The organism is Lachnoanaerobaculum sp. MSX33, assembly GCF_000512995.1.
Classification (GTDB): Bacteria; Bacillota; Clostridia; order Lachnospirales; family Lachnospiraceae; genus Lachnoanaerobaculum.
This window is the reverse complement of the sequence record NZ_AZXX01000007.1, coordinates 36929-54605: the sequence shown is the minus strand read 5'-3', so window position 1 is coordinate 54605 and position 17677 is coordinate 36929. Positions and strand designations below refer to the sequence as shown.

11 protein-coding genes are annotated in these 17677 nt (G+C 36.3%); 2 read left to right on the top strand and 9 right to left on the bottom strand.

All coding sequences use genetic code 11. The features are described from left to right. Window positions 1-149: 149 nt before the first annotated feature. Complete coding sequence (locus tag HMPREF1495_RS00800) at window positions 150-1931, top strand: sensor histidine kinase (RefSeq protein WP_034211239.1); 1782 nt, start codon at window positions 150-152, stop codon at window positions 1929-1931. Next, a complete protein-coding gene (locus HMPREF1495_RS00795; protein ID WP_034211237.1) occupies window positions 1928-3529 on the top strand; it encodes a response regulator in 1602 nt (533 codons plus the stop codon). Before HMPREF1495_RS00800 ends, HMPREF1495_RS00795 begins: the two co-directional genes overlap by 4 nt. 91 nt (window positions 3530-3620) lie before the next feature. On the opposite strand, the gene tpiA is transcribed toward HMPREF1495_RS00795, so the two are convergent. The 9 genes from tpiA to HMPREF1495_RS00750 all read right to left on the bottom strand — a co-directional run bounded on the left by tpiA (window position 3621) and on the right by HMPREF1495_RS00750 (window position 17646). Continuing rightward, window positions 3621-4370, bottom strand: coding sequence for a triose-phosphate isomerase (gene tpiA, locus HMPREF1495_RS00790; protein WP_034211235.1), 750 nt, complete (start codon window positions 4368-4370; stop codon window positions 3621-3623). Between the two features lie 55 nt (window positions 4371-4425). Beyond that, window positions 4426-5640: a phosphoglycerate kinase gene (locus tag HMPREF1495_RS00785; RefSeq protein ID WP_034211233.1), complete on the bottom strand. Its 1215-nt coding sequence runs from the start codon at window positions 5638-5640 to the stop codon at window positions 4426-4428. 76 nt (window positions 5641-5716) lie between these two features. Further along, window positions 5717-6748, bottom strand: coding sequence for a type I glyceraldehyde-3-phosphate dehydrogenase (gene gap / locus HMPREF1495_RS00780; protein ID WP_034211231.1), 1032 nt, complete (start codon window positions 6746-6748; stop codon window positions 5717-5719). 123 nt (window positions 6749-6871) lie between these two features. Beyond that, window positions 6872-8530 carry a Na/Pi cotransporter family protein gene (locus HMPREF1495_RS00775; RefSeq protein ID WP_034211229.1) on the bottom strand — a complete coding sequence of 553 codons (1659 nt, stop codon included), beginning with the start codon at window positions 8528-8530 and terminating at the stop codon, window positions 6872-6874. Window positions 8531-8831: 301 nt separating this feature from the next. After that, window positions 8832-11489 (bottom strand): glycosyl hydrolase family 28-related protein, encoded by a 2658-nt coding sequence (locus tag HMPREF1495_RS00770; RefSeq protein WP_034211227.1) that lies wholly within the window; start codon window positions 11487-11489, stop codon window positions 8832-8834. Between the two features lie 48 nt (window positions 11490-11537). Further along, on the bottom strand, window positions 11538-12809 hold the full coding sequence (locus HMPREF1495_RS00765; protein ID WP_034211217.1) for a diaminopimelate decarboxylase: 1272 nt from the start codon (window positions 12807-12809) through the stop codon (window positions 11538-11540). Between the two features lie 12 nt (window positions 12810-12821). Further along, window positions 12822-15296 carry a DNA gyrase subunit A gene (gyrA, locus tag HMPREF1495_RS00760; protein ID WP_034211215.1) on the bottom strand — a complete coding sequence of 825 codons (2475 nt, stop codon included), beginning with the start codon at window positions 15294-15296 and terminating at the stop codon, window positions 12822-12824. Window positions 15297-15312: 16 nt separating this feature from the next. Beyond that, window positions 15313-17226 carry a DNA topoisomerase (ATP-hydrolyzing) subunit B gene (gene gyrB / locus HMPREF1495_RS00755; protein ID WP_034211213.1) on the bottom strand — a complete coding sequence of 638 codons (1914 nt, stop codon included), beginning with the start codon at window positions 17224-17226 and terminating at the stop codon, window positions 15313-15315. Window positions 17227-17382: 156 nt separating this feature from the next. Beyond that, the gene (locus tag HMPREF1495_RS00750) at window positions 17383-17646 is read right to left on the bottom strand and encodes a SemiSWEET family transporter (RefSeq protein WP_007594929.1); all 264 of its coding nucleotides are present in this window, start codon (window positions 17644-17646) and stop codon (window positions 17383-17385) included. Window positions 17647-17677 lie beyond the last annotated feature (31 nt).

The following is a 17677-nucleotide window of genomic DNA, read 5'->3' as shown; positions in this document are numbered from 1 at the left end:
GGACGTATGCTTTTTGATAATTACATCATAGTAGAATTTATAATTTTCAAAAATACAATATATTATGATTCATTTATATTATTTTTGTTTATATTGTTTTGTTTTTTTTCACAGTCTATAATTGTTTATATGATTACAAGGAGGTTCTTATGCCTATTATAAGATATGTCAAAAATTTTATATTTTCAAAATATCATCATAGATTGATTTTTTCTTTTTTAATTTGTACCATACTGCCTCTTATTTTAATGGGTTCTGTATTGTACAGTATTACACATAAAATTGCCGGTGACAGTATATTAAATTCTATTATACTTGCAGATGATCAACTAAATATAAGAATCAATAACAGATTAAATCAAGCTGAAAAAGTATCTGATACTATTCAATATGATATGTATTTTTTGATGCAAAAAATGTCTGATAGTAGAGAAGATTTTGCAATAGTTTCGAATGTTAGAGACAATATTTCTCTACTTAAATCAACTTTTGATTTTTATCATATTGATATTTTTTTAGACGATAAAAATATTGCGGCTTCAGAGGGACTTTTTTTCCATCCTTTATCCGATCTAAGAAAAATAGGCCTTGAAGATATTATAAATTCCAATCAAAAATGGATTTATAAAAAACAGTACACTCTTCCTTATGTTATTGATAACACAAAAAATCCTCAAGATGTAATAGCTTGTTTTAATGTATTAAATAATCAAGTTTCAGGTAATACCGAATACATTTATTTAGTACTCTTACGCACTGATGAGCTTTCAAAAATGCTGCAGGACAGTTTTGAAAGTGTCGATTTAACAGGCTATATAATAGATAAAAATGGGACTGTTATTTCACATACAAGTAAAGAACTCATAGGTACCAAGATAAATAACATTGATTTAAATATAAATCCTGATAATACTATAGTTGAAAACAGCAGCTTATATTATCATATAGTTGTTCTTGACAATGGTTGGTATCATATAACAGAAATTCCGAAAAATTACATTTTTAAGCATATATACACATTACTTAGAACGTTTATTATAATAATATTTTTATCTGTTCCTATAATACTGTTGGTTATTTTTTTTACTTCAATAAATTTAACAGGCAGAATCAGTAAACTGTCTTCCGCTATGGATAATTTTAAACTTGGTAATAAAAGTATTGACTTAGATTATATATCTGCATCAGATAACAGGGACTCTTTTGATGAGGTGGATAAACTTGGACTGACATTTTTAAATATGCAATCATCAATTAATAAAAATATGCAATCCATTTTGAAGCTTACTTTATCCGAAGAAAAGCTTAAGTACCAGCTTCTTCAATCCCAGATAAATCCTCATTTTTTATATAATATTTTGGGAACAATAAAAACCTGTCAAACAATAGGAAAAATAGATATAGCCAATCATATGATCAGTAATCTTACTCGTTTTTATAGAATGTCACTTAGAAAATCTGATGAAAAGATAAAAATAAAAGACGAATTGGAAATTTCTAAATTATATCTGGAAATGGAACAACTTTGTCGTCAAGATACACTTAGCTGGACTATAAATGCTGAAGAAGGTATAGAGAACTTTTTAATATGTAAGTTTACATTACAACCTTTTTTAGAGAACTCAATTTTACATGGATACTCATCTGAAAAACCAAATATACATATCAATATAAATGTTTGCTATGGAGATGATGAAGTTATTATTACTATAGAGGATAATGGCTGTGGTATTCCAAATGATAAATTAGAACAAATCCGATATAAATTAAGTAATCATATAGTAGACTATAACCAACATTTCGGAATTTGTAATGTTAATAAAAGAATTTCAAATACTGACTTTGGAAACGGTATTGTACTGATTGAAAGTGAAGAAAGAAAAGGTACAAAAATTATAATAAAATATGCTCAAATGGAGGATTTCTCTTGAAAAAAGTAGTTTTAGCCGATGATAATTATATTGTCTCGGAAGGTATAAAATTAAATATTGACTGGAATGAATTAAATGCAGAAATAGTTTTAATTGCAAAAAACGGACAGGAAGTACTTAATTATATAATTGAAAATCATGTTGATTTAATAATAACCGATATTGAAATGCCGAACTTAAACGGAATATCTCTAAGCCGCGAGGCTATAAAAATAAATCCTTATATTAAAATAATACTAATCAGTGCATATGATAAATTTGAATATGCAAAACAGGCTGTTAGTATTGGAGTTTGCGATTATATTGAAAAGCCTATAGATTATGATTTCTTATATAAAAAGATAAAAAGTTCTTTTGAAATAATAGATAGGGAGCAGCGTAATCTGTCTATTGTAAAGGAAAGCAGACAACTTATGATAACCAAATTTTTCCATGAGTTACTATATTTCTCAACTGATAAAACATTAGGATATTTTGATAAATATATAAGCTATCTGGAATTGGATATAAATTATTCTCATTTTAATATAATCAAAATGGAAATTGAAAGTTCTTCTATGCTTGAAGAAAATAACGGGGTTTTAACATTTCAAACGGAAATACTAAATATATCGGATGTATTCCTAAGTAAATGTAAAATTTTTGATAATGTCTATTATATACAGGACTTAAATAATTTGATCTTTATAATAGCACAAAACAGTAAAACACCTGCACATTTTCAGTATGTAATCCATAATGTAATTTCATCTTTTATAGATAATTATAAATCTCCAATATTAAATATAAATGTTGGAATTGGTACTATTGTTGATAGTATATCAAAGCTTCATGTATCATATGAAAATGCATGTCATGCTCTAAAATATAGGTTTTTTTATCCTAACCAAAGTATATTTGATGCAGTTGAAGCTACCGGTAAAGAATTCAGTTTATTATCAACATCAGATTCAGATGATGATGAACTTATCGGACTGCTATGCAAAAAAGATAATTCATCAATTGAAGAATGGCTTAAAAACTTCTTTGATGATTTATCAACAAAATATAAAAACAAAAATATCATGTTTATACGTATATATTCTCTGCTTGGCAAAATATTGAGATTTCTATATGAAATAAATATTGATACTAAGGACTTGGAAGAAAGAATAATATCTGTATATAGCCGTTTTGATACATTTCACACATATGAGCAATTTTTATTATGGATGAGAGAACTTTGCAATTTGGTATGTGATAAACTAAATTTTTCTCTAAAATCCTACCATGAACACACATATGAATTGGTAGATAATTATATTAAAAATAATTTTGAAGATAACACTCTCAGTCTGAATGACATAGCAAAATATGCAAATATGAGTCCATCATACTTAAGTGCATTGTATAAAAAAAATAACAACCAAAGTATAAGCGATACTATTACATCATACCGCATTGATGCAGCAAAGGAATATTTAATTAAAACAAACTTATCTCTAAAAGAAATAAGTATTAAATGCGGTTACGCAAACCAATATTATTTCAGCACAAGTTTTAAAAAACAATTAGGCATATCTCCATCCGGCTACAGAGAAAAGTATTCATCATTATAAATTTATCAAAAGATTATGGAGGAGTGACTCTTTTTGAACCACTCCTCCCTCTTTCATGGCTGCCATTTCCCGACAGCCCCCGTTTTTTCTATTATTTATAATTTACAATCTTTCCGAAATCCGGCTTAAGGCTTGCTCCACCTACTAATCCGCCGTCGATATCAGCCTCTGCAAAAAGCTCTGCTGCATTTCCTGCATTTACTGAACCGCCGTACTGAATTCTGATCTTTTCGGCTACATCGCTTCCATATACTTCTTTGATGCACTCTCTGATAGCCTTGCAAACTTCCTCAGCCTGTGCAGTTGTAGCAGTCTTACCTGTTCCGATTGCCCAGATTGGCTCGTAAGCGATAACAGCGTTTGCAGCGTTCTCTACACTTACATTCTGGAATGCAATCTTTATCTGTGTTCTGATAAAGTCTATTGCAATACCCTGCTCTCTCTGTGTAAGAGTCTCTCCGCAGCAGATGATCGGTGTGATACCGTGCTCAAATGCCTTAAGTACTTTCTTGTTTACAGTCTCATCTGTCTCCGCAAAGTATTCTCTTCTCTCTGAATGTCCGATGATAACATACTTAACACCTACATCTGTAAGCATATTTGGTGCGATTTCTCCTGTATATGCACCGCTCTCCTCATAGTACATATTCTCTGCACCGATCTGAATATTGCTTCCCTTTGCAGCCTCTATTGCCGGTATTATATCAATTGCCGGTACACAGAATACAACATCTACTTCGTCATTTGCAACTAAAGGCTTTAACTCATTGATTAATGCAGTTGTCTCTGAAGGAGTTTTATTCATCTTCCAGTTACCTGCAATAATTTTTCTTCTTGCCATAATATTCTCCGTTCTTTTCGGGGAATACCTTGGCATTCCCCTATATTTAAAAATTTTATCTGTTGTCAGCTGCCGCTACACCCGGTAATTCCTTACCCTCTAAGAATTCAAGTGAAGCACCGCCACCTGTAGAAATATGTGTCATCTTATCTGCAAATCCGAGTCTCTTTACCGCATTTACAGAGTCTCCACCACCGATAACAGTTGTAGCATCCTTAAGATCTGCTACGGCTCTGCATACTTCAAGTGTTCCCTCTGCAAACTTCTCAAACTCAAATACACCCATAGGTCCATTCCATACTACAGTCTTTGCGCCTTCAAGAGCCTTCTTATAGTTCTCTATTGTCTTAGGTCCGATATCAAATCCTGACCATCCCGCATCTATAGTATCAACTACCTTAGACTCTGTATCATTTGAGAATTCCTTACCCTCTACATGGTCTACAGGAAGTAAAAGGTTTACTCCTCTTTCCTTAGCCTTGTTTATCATCTCAAGTGCATAGTCAAGCTTATCCTCTTCACAAAGTGAGTTTCCAATTTCCTCTCCCTTTGCCTTTAAGAATGTATATGCCATACCGCCACCAATGATAAGTGTATCTACTTTCTCAAGGAGGTTGTTGATAACATTGATCTTATCTGAAACCTTAGCTCCGCCAAGAATTGCTACGAACGGACGAACAGGGTTCTCTACAGCCTCTCCGAGGAACTTGATTTCCTTCTCCATAAGGTATCCTACAACATTCTCCTTACAGAACTTAGTTACACCAACATTTGAGCAATGTGCTCTATGTGCTGTACCGAATGCATCGTTTACAAAGATATTGTCATCACAAAGTGCAGCAAGCTCTTTTGCATACTCTACAGCTGAATCTTCCTTACCGTACTTTGTCTCTTCAGCTCTGTAACGTGTATTCTCCAATAAGAGAACTTCTCCGTCCTTAAGCTCTGCAGCAAGCTTTCTTGTTTCTTCTCCTGTTACCTTAGGATCTGAAACGAACTTTACATTTACTCCAAGTCTCTCTGAAAGTGCAGGAGCTACAGGTGCAAGGCTCATCTCAGGTAAAGGCTCACCCTTCGGCTTTCCAAGATGTGAGCAAAGAATAACTTTAGCTCCGCCGTCAAGGAGTTTCTTTATTGTAGGGATTGCTCCGTCTATACGATTGTAGTTCTGGATAACTCCGTCCTTTAAGGGAACATTGAAGTCACAACGAACCAATACTTTCTGACCTTTTAAATTCTTTAAATCATCTACTGTTTTCTTGTTAAGCATAGTTTCTCCTTATTAATAAAAAAGGCGGTCCGGCCCAATATGACCGGACCACCTTGGTCTCTTATACTATTTATAATTATGCTAATTCAGCAAAGTACTTGATTGTTCTAACCATCTGTGATGTGTAAGAATTCTCGTTATCGTACCATGAAACAACCTGAACCTGATATAAATCATCAGCTATAGGTGTTACCATTGTCTGTGTTGCATCAAATAATGAACCATACTGCATACCGATAACGTCAGATGAAACAATCTCATCCTCTGTGTATCCGAATGATGCAGATGCGGCAGCCTTCATTGCAGCATTGATATCTTCTTTTGTAAGTCCTGCCTTCTTTACAACAGCTGTAAGGATTGTTGTAGAACCTGTTGGAACAGGAACTCTCTGTGCAGATCCGATAAGCTTTCCGTTAAGCTCAGGGATAACAAGTCCGATAGCCTTTGCAGCACCTGTTGAGTTAGGTACGATATTTGCAGCACCTGCTCTTGCTCTTCTAAGGTCACCCTTTCTGTGTGGTCCGTCAAGGATCATCTGATCACCTGTATAAGCATGAATTGTGCTCATGATACCGCTCTGGATAGGAGCAAGCTTGTTAAGTGTATCAGCCATAGGTGCAAGACAGTTTGTTGTACATGAAGCAGCCGAAATAACTGTGTCACTTGCCTTAAGTGTCTTCTCGTTTACGCTGAATACAACTGTAGGAAGATCATTTCCTGCAGGAGCTGAAATAACAACTTTCTTAGCACCTGCATTGATATGTGCCTGTGACTTCTCCTTTGATGTGTAGAATCCTGTACACTCAAGTACAACATCTACTCCGATCTGTCCCCAAGGAAGCTTTGAAGCATCTGCCTCTTTGTAGATTGTAATCTTCTTTCCGTCAACTGTGATTGAATCCTCACCTGCTTCTACTGTGTGCTTTCCTTCTCCTATACGTCCTGCAAATCCTCCCTGTGCTGTATCATACTTTAAAAGATGTGCCAACATCTTAGGATCTGTAAGATCATTGATTGCTACTACTTCATATCCATCAGCCTCAAACATCTGTCTGAAAGCTAAACGACCAATACGTCCAAAACCGTTAATTGCTACTTTTACTGACATTTTAGTTCCTCCTAAAATTAGTACTTAAAATGATGTTTATCTCAATTGATAATTATTCATCAATCATTCTTAATTGTACAAAATTATAAACATAATTGCAAGTAAATCTTTAAAACTTCTTATTTATATTTCATTCTTTACATATCCCGCAATATTTGTTGCATGATCTGAGACACGCTCCAAATTACTTATGATATCAAGGAATGCGATTCCGGCCTGTGGATTACAATCTCCCTTTGACAATCTTTCAATATGTTTCTCTCTCATTTCATCCTCAAGCATATCCACTTCATCCTCAAGCTTATTGACCTTTCTCACAGCTCTAAGAGCATCACCGCTTCTTGCATTAAGTGCGATTTCAAAGGCTTCAATACTGTCTTTTGAAATTTCTGCAAGATCTTCTTTACCTAGATCACTGAATTCAAGATTATTATCTATCATATACTTTGCATTTTCAGAAAGGTTGTCCGCATGATCACCGACTCTTTCTATATCTGTTACCATATTGAAGAGATTGTTAATATGCTTCTTCTGGCTTTCACTGAGTGAAAGATTGTCTACCTTTATAAGGAATTCAGTCAAAGCTTCCTGCATATCATCAAGCTTCTTTTCACATTTTGCAACTGTTTCTATATCTTCAAGGCTCTTATTGTTGATAGCACTAATAGCCGCATTTAAACTTTTTAAAGCAATTTCTCCCATGCGGGCAACTTCATTATTTGCAGTCTGTACAGCAAAAGCCGGGCTTAGAAGAACTCTTTCATCAAGCTGTAGTACAGGCTCTTTTACCTCTTCCTCAACTTCATCATCCTTACCTCTTACAATCATTCCTGAAAGTTTTACAAGAAGTCCCGCAAAAGGATAAAGTAATGTAGTCATTGTAAGATTAAAGAATGTATGAAATATTGAAATCTCTACAGCATTGATAGTATGATTTGCAAGTTTTACATTCACTTGAAATACAATAAATCCAAGTATACCGAAGACTATAGCACCTATTGTATTGAATAAAAGATGTATAGCTGCGGCTCTCTTTGCAGTTCTTGAGCTTCCCAAACTTGAAATAATCGCTGTAACACAGGAACCGATATTTTGTCCGAGAGTTATATATATAGCTGCAGCAGTATTTACCACACCGTTAAATGCAAGTGTCTGTAAAATACCTACAGATGCTGATGAGCTTTGCATAAGAGCTGTTACTACAATACCTACTATGATACCGAGTATCGGATTACCTCCAAGTACTCTGAACGCTTCCGAGAATATAGGAGCACTTGTGAAAGGCTTTATATTGCCTGCCATAAGATCAAGTCCCAAAAACAGCATTCCAAGTCCCAGAATTATTTCACCTATAGTTTTTTTCTTGTCGGATTTTGAAAACAGTATAAATATCGCACCTATACCAATCATTAAAGGTGCATAGAATCCCGGCTGAAAGAGCTTGAGTGAATCGCCTATTGTTCCAAGTGATACTATCCACGCTGTAATTGTAGTACCTATATTGGCACCCATGATTACACCTACAGCCTGGACAAGGCTTAACATTCCGGCACTAACAAAACCTACTACCATTACAGTGGTAGCACCTGAGCTTTGTATTATGGCTGTTATTACCGCACCCAGTAAGATGGCTGTAAACCTGTTATCCGTTATCTTACTGAGGAACTGTTGCATCTTCCCTCCGGCAGTCTTTTGCATACCGTCCGCCATGATATGCATTCCGTACAGGAAAAGTCCAAGACCGCCTAAGAATCCAAAGAGATATGATACATTATCAATCATTTTTGTTCTCCTCTTAAAACATACCTACTGATATAACCTCTGCAGGATCAAAATCCAAAAGCTACATCCTGTACATTCTATCAAGTTCTAATATTTTAAGCAATACAAGAATGATATTTCAACAAATTAAAAAGACACCCTTTTTAATGGGTGCCTTCTTAAGGATTTCTATATATAGGATTCATTGTAAGTGCTTCGTTATGATGATGTAATATTATCATACTTCTTCGTAAAAGAATTGAAATACCATTGAACTTATTATGAATTATTTCTTAAATATATAAACACTTTCAAATTAAATTTACTCCTTTGAGACACTCTCATCCCAGCTTCCGTCCTCTTTAAGGAGATAACCGTCCTGTGTTCTCTGGCTCTTAAGCATTCTTCCCTGTGTACCGTTAGAAACTGTATTAAAATAATACCACTTGTTGTCGATTTGATGCCATCCTACATGCATAGCACCCTTGGTACCGTCAGATATAGGATTCAGATAGTACCATTCTCCACCTACATCTTTCAGCCATCCGCTTCTCATTGCACCTGAATCGTCCATAAAATACCATCTTCCGTCAACGTTTGCCCATCCGGTCACCATCTCTCCTCTATCGTTTAAAAGATACCAATTATCCGAGATATATGCCCATACGGATTTTGCCCATGAACCGTCAACTTCAAGTCGCCATATATTTCCTTTCTTTTTCCAACTGCCATGATTATATACTTTAACGCCTGTTTGAATATAAGAGTAGGAATTGGATGAAGTATTGCCATTCTTTAAACCGGTACTTCTGCGACTATGTGAAGAAGATCCTGAATCTCTGCTGTCGGAGCCTCCCGATCCGCCTCCTCTCCTACGCTCAGGTACTGACGGCGTTGAGATACTGTTATTATTAGCTCCGGTATTTACTGTGCCGCCGTTATTTGTTCCGTTATTTTGTGCTCCGCCATTATTAGTTCCGGTATTATTAGTCGCTCCGGTATTGTTCGTTGTTTCTGACTGTACCTGCAAAGTGAAATTTTGTGTACAAACCCATCCGCCTGAATCAGTTGCTACTACCTGCAAGTTAATGCTTGTCTCTGTGGACGCATCCACACTTATACCATCTTTTAACTTAAGCATACTGTCAGAACTTACTTCAAAACGTGAATCACTTAAAGTGTAGGTATGAGTATCGCCTACATTAAGATCAATAGTTGTAAGCTTTCCTACTATTTCTCCGGGACTTCCTGCATTTAGTGTATTGTTGGCAAGTGTGATTTTTTTCGGCGGCTGGTTCTTAGGCCTTGCAACTTCTATTGTAAAAGCTTTTGTAAAAGAAGCACCGAGTGCATCAGTTGAAGTTACATTGAGAGTTATAGTGTTTACAGAACCAAACGGAATATAATTTTCTCCTTTCAAACGCAGTAAATTACCATATACTACCTCAAAGCGCTCATCATCAACTGTATATGTATGTGAATCTCCTGCATCAGGATCTGTTGTAGTCAGCAGTCCCACTTCCGCCAAATATTCATCACTGTAGATAAACAAAGGGTTTAGCGTAATATCAGTCGGTGCATGATTTGCATAATTTACAGGTAGTGTAGGAGAGCTTGTTGCATCTTCTGCATTTCCGGCTTTATCAGTATACTGAACCCTTACAGTAATCTCTTTTCCTGCATCTGCCGCTGTAGGAATATAGCTTGAATTTGTCGCACCGCTAATAGCTGTTCCGTCTACATACCACTGATAGGAAGAAATTGAAGATGCGGGAACAAGTATGGAATTATGAACATGAAGATCTCCATAATCACCGTCATATACCTTAGCATTAAGTGTTTGCTCTGCATGTGCAATACCAAGAACATAGACTGAAGCCTTAAAAGTATTATTTTGAACCGTATTACTGCTCTCTCCGGTACTGTCAATAATATTTCCTCCATATACAGTGTTTCCGCTGACTCTGACATTACTTGTTGAATAACGTCCGTTGTTGCGAAGTCTGATGCCCCAATGTATATCATTTTTTGTTATAGTTTGATCATTATAAACTTTATTACCTGTAACCAGACCGCCTTTCAATCCTACCAGGACTACTCCGCTTATATTATCACGAACAGTATTATCGGCAAATGTAATATTTGCTGCAACACTGTTTGCATACTGGTTGCTAACCACAAAACCTGTAGCGTTCCCTTCAAATAAACAGCCACGTACCTCAATATCTTTTGCAATCGGATAATCTCCCTCAGGTTCAATATCAATTCCTGCCTTTGGAGGTGTACCGTCAGAGCGTTTAAACTCCGACTCAAGTATTTTGACATTCTGACCGCCTACAATCGACATTCCCTGACGACGATTGTGATCACAAACAACTCTATAGATAGTAATATTTTTACTGTTTTCTCCTAAAAATACTCCGTCTCCCCAAAATTCACCGGCATACAAATCTTCAATAACCACATTTGTAGAATCAGTGATTCGGACACCATATCCGGTCTGTCCAAGATTTCCGATATGATTATCACGGTCACCAATTAATCTACCTCCTATTATATGTACATTGTCAACATGTGTGATACTGAACATCTGATAGGACTTCTCTCCGTTCGGAATCGCATAAAGTGTTGCACCGCTTGCAATACGTACAATAATATTGCTTTTAAGTACCAGTCCGGCTTTCTCATAGCTGTTTCCTGTCTGATACAATGTGTTAATCATATAGTTTCCTGCCGGAATGTCTACGATTCCTCCACCTGCCGCAGAAACTGCATCAATGGCTCTTTGTATCGCCTCAGTATCATCACTGACACCATCTCCTGTTGCACCATAGGCTGCATCCTTAACATTTGCCACAAAACTTGTTACAGGATCCGGAATATAAACTCCTGTTGATGCCAATGCTCTTTGTGAAAAGATACACAGAAAACAAACCAGTATTGACATAAAATATACAGACCGATTTTTTTTAAATATCATATTAACTTATCCCACTTGATTTCTTATCTTTTTAAAAATATGCAGATCTTATTTTAAATACTTATCCAGTATATTACAAAAATCAAAAGTTGCAAAATAGTCCTTATCAGTCTCCGCTCTTCTTATCATCTTTACACTTCCACCCTCCTGTAAGAGTAACTCCGCAGACCTAAGCTTACCATTGTAATTATATCCCATTGAAAAGCCATGTGCTCCCGTATCATGTATATAGATATAATCTCCCTTATCAATCTTTGGAAGTTTTCTGTCTATAGCAAACTTATCATTGTTTTCACACAGTGAACCTACAATGTCATATGTACGGTCTGCAATTTCTTCTTCCTTACCAAGGACGCTAAGGTGATGATATGCTCCATACATAGCCGGACGCATAAGATTTACCGCACAGGCATCCACACCTATATATTCCTTATGTGTATGCTTTTCATGTATTGCCTCAGTTACCAAAGCTCCATATGGTCCAAGCATATATCTACCAAGTTCCGTAAAAATAGCCACATCTTTAATACCGTTTGCTACAAGTACTTCATCATATACCTTTTTTACACCTTTGCCTATTTCAAATATATCATTAGGCTCCTGATCGGGAGTATACGGTATACCCACTCCTCCTGACAGATTTATAAAACTTACGCATATACCGCATTCATTCTTTATTCTTACGGCAAACTCAAACAGTTCCTTTGCAAGTTTAGGGTAGTACTCATTTGTAACCGTATTACTTGCAAGAAATGCATGAATACCGAAGTACTTTACACCCTTTGACTTCATTATATTGAATGCTTCTATAATCTGATCGGGAGTCATGCCGTATTTGGCATCTCCCGGATTGTCCATTATACCGTTTGACATAGTAAAGACTCCGCCCGGATTATATCTGGCACTCATAGTCTCAGGCAATTTTCCACAAGCCTTTTCAACATATTCTATATGTGTTATATCATCCAGATTTATTATTGCACCGAGTTCATTTGCAAACTTGAATTCTTCTATAGGAGTTTCATTTGAGGAAAACATTATATCTTTTCCGCTAAAACCGCAGGCATCGCTTAATTCAAGCTCTGTCATAGAAGAGCAGTCCATACCGCAACCGCATTCTTTTAATATATTCATTATAAAAGGGTTCGGAGTGGCTTTTACGGCAAAGTATTCTTTAAATCCCTTATTCCAACTGAATGCTTCATTTAATTTTTTTGCATTCTCTCTGATTCCCTTTTCATCATATATATGCCATGGGGTCGGATATGTTTTTACAATTTCTCTTACTTTATCTAATGTCAAAAATGGTATTTTTTGCATTTTATTTCCTTTCTATGTATTGCTTTCCTCTTCAGATTCGGTGTTTTTTTCCTCTCTGACCTTTGCAATACTTGCAATCTTGGTATCACTTTCTCTGTCTATATTCATAAGCTTAACACCTGATGCGGCTCTTCCAAGCACTGATATTCCGCTTACTTCTATTCTGATAATGATTCCCTCTGTGGTTATAAGCAAAAGCTCTCTGTCTTCATTGACAAGTTTTGCTCCGACCAACTTTCCGGTCTTTTCATTATCTTTATAGCATATGATACCTTTACCGCCTCTGTTTTGGACTTTGAACTCGGATATCCTTGTTCTCTTTCCATACCCATACTCAGAAACAAGAAGCAAATACTCCCCTTGAGATGCCAGCTGCATTCCGATGACCTCATCATCTTTATTCAGTCTCATACCGCGAACACCGGTAGCACCTCTACCCATAGCTCTTATATCCTTATCATTGATTCTTATACACATACCGTCTTTTGAAACTATGATAAGATCGTCATCACCATGAGTTACCTTAACTTCTATCAGCTCATCATCTTCTGTGAGATTTATGGCTGCAAGTCCGTTCTTTCTTATATTGTCAAACAGATTAATCTGACATTTCTTTATAGTACCTTTCTTGGTTACCATAAAGAGATATCCGTCCTTTGACTTTGCTTCACTTGGTATAATAGCCGAAATCTTCTCATCAGGCTGCAAATTCAATAAGTTTACTATTGCAACACCTCTTGCAGTCCTTGAAGCTTCCGGAATCTTATATCCCTTTATAGTATATACTCTACCCTTATTTGTGAAGAAGTATATATCGTTGTGAGTAGTTGACATAACAATGTCTTCGATAAAGTCGTCATCAATGGTCTGCATTCCCTTGATGCCCTTACCTCCTCTGTTTTGGACATTGAAATTGTCAGGACTCATTCTCTTTATATATCCAAGCTTTGTCATTGCAATGATGATATCTTCTCTTTGTATAAGGTCCTCATCCTCCATATCATCATCCTGTATAAAGCCTGTTCTTCTGTCATCCTTATACTTATCTTCAACTACAAGGATTTCTTCTCTTATCACACCCAGAAGTTTCTTCTCGTCTGCCAATATTCCCTCAAAATATGAAATCTTAGCCAAAAGCTCATTGTACTCGGACTCAAGTCTTTCTCTTTCCAAACCTGTAAGAGCTCTAAGACGCATATCAACTATAGCCTGAGCCTGTACATCGGTAAGTCCGAATCTCTTTATAAGTTCTTCTTTTGCAACACTTACATTTGCACTGCCTCTGATAATCTTTATGATTTCATCAATATTATCAAGGGCTATAAGCAAACCTTCCAAAATATGAGCTCTTTCCTTAGCTTTATTGAGATCATACTTTGTTCTTCTTGTTACAACATCCTCCTGATGTGCAAGATAATACTCAAGCATCTGTAAAATATTAAGTACCTTAGGCTGATTATTTACAAGTGCCAGCATATTTACACCGAAAGTTTCCTGTAACTGTGTATGCTTATATAATCTGTTTAATATAACTCCGGCATTTACATCTCTTCTAAGTTCTATAACGACTCTCATTCCTTCACGGTTTGATTCGTCTCTAAGATCTGTAATACCGTCTATCCTTTTATCTTTTACAAGTTCGGCAATCTTTTCGATAAGCTTTGCTTTATTTACAAGATATGGAAGCTCGGTAACTATAATTCTGTTTTTGCCGTTTGGCATGGCTTCTATTTCAGATACCGCTCTTACCTTTATCTTTCCTCTACCTGTAGTATAAGCTTCTCTGATTCCTCTAAGTCCAAGTATATGCGCACCTGTAGGGAAATCAGGTCCCTTTATGATATCAAGCATCTCATCGATAGTAGATTCTTTTTCTTCTATCTTATTATCTATTATCCTTACTACGGCATTTATTACCTCGCTTAAATTGTGAGGCGGAATATTTGTGGCCATACCTACCGCAATACCTGTAGTACCGTTTACAAGCAGGTTCGGATATCTTGACGGCAGTACTGTAGGCTCTTTTTCAGTCTCATCAAAGTTCGGAGCAAAGTCAACAGTGTCCTTATTTATATCGGCAAGCATCTCCATTGCGATTTTTGAGAGTCTCGCCTCTGTATATCTCATGGCAGCCGCGCCGTCTCCGTCCACAGATCCGAAGTTTCCGTGTCCGTCCACAAGTGGATATCTCATGGACCAGTCCTGAGCCATATTTACCAATGATCCGTATATTGAAGAATCTCCGTGTGGGTGATATTTACCCATTGTATCTCCGACAATACGGGCACATTTTCTATGTGGCTTATCAGGACCGTTATTCAGTTCTATCATAGAAAAGAGCACTCTTCTTTGTACAGGCTTTAAACCGTCTCTTATATCAGGAAGCGCTCTTGCTGCAATAACACTCATTGCATAGTCAATATATGACTTTTCCATGGTTTTCTTTAAGTCGATCTCATTAAACTTGTCGAAAACATTTGGTTCCATATTTTAACCTACCTTTTTAAATATCCAAATTCGATACGTATTTCGCATTTGTTTCTATAAACTCTCTTCTCGGAGCAACCTGGTCTCCCATAAGAGTAGTGAATGTTAAATCTGTTTCTGAAAGCATTGAATCATCAAGTACTACCTTTTTAAGTACTCTGCGTTCAGGATCCATAGTTGTTTCCCAAAGCTGCTCGGCATCCATCTCTCCCAGACCTTTATATCTTTGTATCTTATTATTCTGATCTCTTCCGACTTCTTTTAAAATATTATCAAGTTCTTCATCAGAATATGCGTACCATACCTTTTTATTCTTCTCAAGCTTGTACAGTGGCGGCTGAGCCAGATATACATGACCTTCCTTTATAAGTTCAGGCATAAATCTGTATATGAATGTCAGCATCAAGGTATCAATATGAGCTCCGTCCACATCGGCATCGGTCATTATGATAATCTTGTTATAGCGAAGCTTACCGATATCAAAATCTTCCTGTATACCTGTACCGAATGCTGTAATCATTGACTTTATTTCGGCATTTGAATATACCTTATCAGGTCTTGCCTTCTCCACGTTGAGTATCTTTCCTCTAAGAGGCAAAATAGCCTGAGTATCTCTCTTTCTTGCGGATTTTGCGGAACCTCCCGCAGAATCTCCCTCGACTATAAATATCTCACATTCCTCAGGATTCTTACTTGAACAGTCCGCAAGTTTACCGGGTAAACTCATACCGTCAAGTGCAGATTTTCTTCTTGTAAGATCTCTTGCCTTTCTTGCCGCAGCTCTTGCTCTTTGCGCTGTAATAGCCTTATCACTTATAAGCTTTGCTATTCCCGGATTTTGCTCAAGGAAATAAGTAAGCTTCTCACTTACTATGGCATTTACCGCAGTTTGAGCCTCGGAATTTCCAAGTTTTTGTTTTGTCTGACCTTCAAACTGTGGATCCTGTATCTTTACAGAGATTATAGCTACAAGTCCTTCTCTTATGTCTTCTCCGGAGAGATTGTCCTCATTTTCCTTTAGCAGTTTATTGTTTCTGGCATATTCATTAAATGTCTTTGTAAGTGCATTTTTAAATCCTGAAAGATGAGTTCCACCCTCAGGAGTATTTATATTATTTACAAAAGTATAAATTCCCTCGGAATAGGTGTCATTGTGCTGCATTGCAACTTCCACAACCACATTTTCTTTCACACCCTCACAGTATATTACTTCATCATATATAGGTGCCTTACCCTTATTGAGATAGGTAACAAATTCCTTGATACCACCCTCATAGTGGAAAGACATTTCTTTTTTTTCTTCTCTGTCATCAATCAAAACAATTTTTAATGCCTTGGTGAGGAAAGCTGTCTCTCTTAATCTGACTTTCAATATATCAAAGTCATATACTGTTTCCTCAAATATATCGGCATCCGGTAAGAAGCTTACCTCGGTACCGCTTTCACTCGGATCACATTCACCTATCACATGCATATTCTCTACGACTTTACCCTTTTCAAATCGCATATGATAGATTTTTCCTTCTTTATAAACCTTTACATCCAACCATGTAGATAGTGCATTTACTACAGATGCACCAACTCCATGCAATCCGCCTGAGGTCTTATACCCTCCACCGCCGAATTTTCCTCCGGCATGCAGTATTGTAAATACCACTTCAAGCGCCGGCTTTCCGGCTTTTTGCTGAATGTCTACCGGTATACCTCTACCATTATCTCTTACAGTGATTGAATTATCTTCATTTATTTTTACCTTTATCTCGGTACAAAATCCTGCAAGAGCCTCATCTACAGAGTTATCTACTATCTCATAAACAAGATGATGAAGACCCCTTGATGATATTGAACCAATATACATTCCGGGTCTTACTCTAACGGCCTCTAAACCTTCCAGTATTTGAATTTGGGATGCATCATACTCTGTACTCATACTATCTCCTTTAAATCATCTGAGAATATATTCTCAGGAAAATTTACTCTTAATGTCATATCGATATATTATAACATTTTTTTTGAAAATGTGGAATAAAATTACTACATATAAATAAGAAAAAAGGGGTGCCACGCACCCCTAAAATATACATTATTACAAAGCTGTTATAAAAGTCAAAAATCCGAAAACTACACCTGCCGCATTCGGTATAATAAGGATATAATCTATTTTATGTTCATTTGTTAAGCCATATATAACCCATAACAAACAAGATATTGCCGCTACAAGCGGCTGCAGCGGTTGAGATTTCTCACCACCTATATTTGCTATAATTTGCGGTATATAAGATAAGAATACTAAAACTCCGATAAATGCTCCTATAGATCCTATGAATGTATTAATTCTCTTTTTTGTCATTGAATATTACCTCCGAAATCAGTTTATAAAT

Excerpts from the sequence above, each read along its gene's own strand:
- HMPREF1495_RS00800 (WP_034211239.1), top strand. The coding sequence starts at position 150 with ATGCCTATTATAAGATATGTCAAAAATTTTATATTTTCAAAATATCAT.
- tpiA (WP_034211235.1), bottom strand. The coding sequence starts at position 4,370 with ATGGCAAGAAGAAAAATTATTGCAGGTAACTGGAAGATGAATAAAACT.
- HMPREF1495_RS00785 (WP_034211233.1), bottom strand. The coding sequence starts at position 5,640 with ATGCTTAACAAGAAAACAGTAGATGATTTAAAGAATTTAAAAGGTCAG.
- gap (WP_034211231.1), bottom strand. The coding sequence starts at position 6,748 with ATGTCAGTAAAAGTAGCAATTAACGGTTTTGGACGTATTGGTCGTTTA.
- HMPREF1495_RS00775 (WP_034211229.1), bottom strand. The coding sequence starts at position 8,530 with ATGATTGATAATGTATCATATCTCTTTGGATTCTTAGGCGGTCTTGGA.
- HMPREF1495_RS00770 (WP_034211227.1), bottom strand. The coding sequence starts at position 11,489 with ATGATATTTAAAAAAAATCGGTCTGTATATTTTATGTCAATACTGGTT.
- HMPREF1495_RS00765 (WP_034211217.1), bottom strand. The coding sequence starts at position 12,809 with ATGCAAAAAATACCATTTTTGACATTAGATAAAGTAAGAGAAATTGTA.
- gyrA (WP_034211215.1), bottom strand. The coding sequence starts at position 15,296 with ATGGAACCAAATGTTTTCGACAAGTTTAATGAGATCGACTTAAAGAAA.
- gyrB (WP_034211213.1), bottom strand. The coding sequence starts at position 17,226 with ATGAGTACAGAGTATGATGCATCCCAAATTCAAATACTGGAAGGTTTA.
- HMPREF1495_RS00750 (WP_007594929.1), bottom strand. The coding sequence starts at position 17,646 with ATGACAAAAAAGAGAATTAATACATTCATAGGATCTATAGGAGCATTT.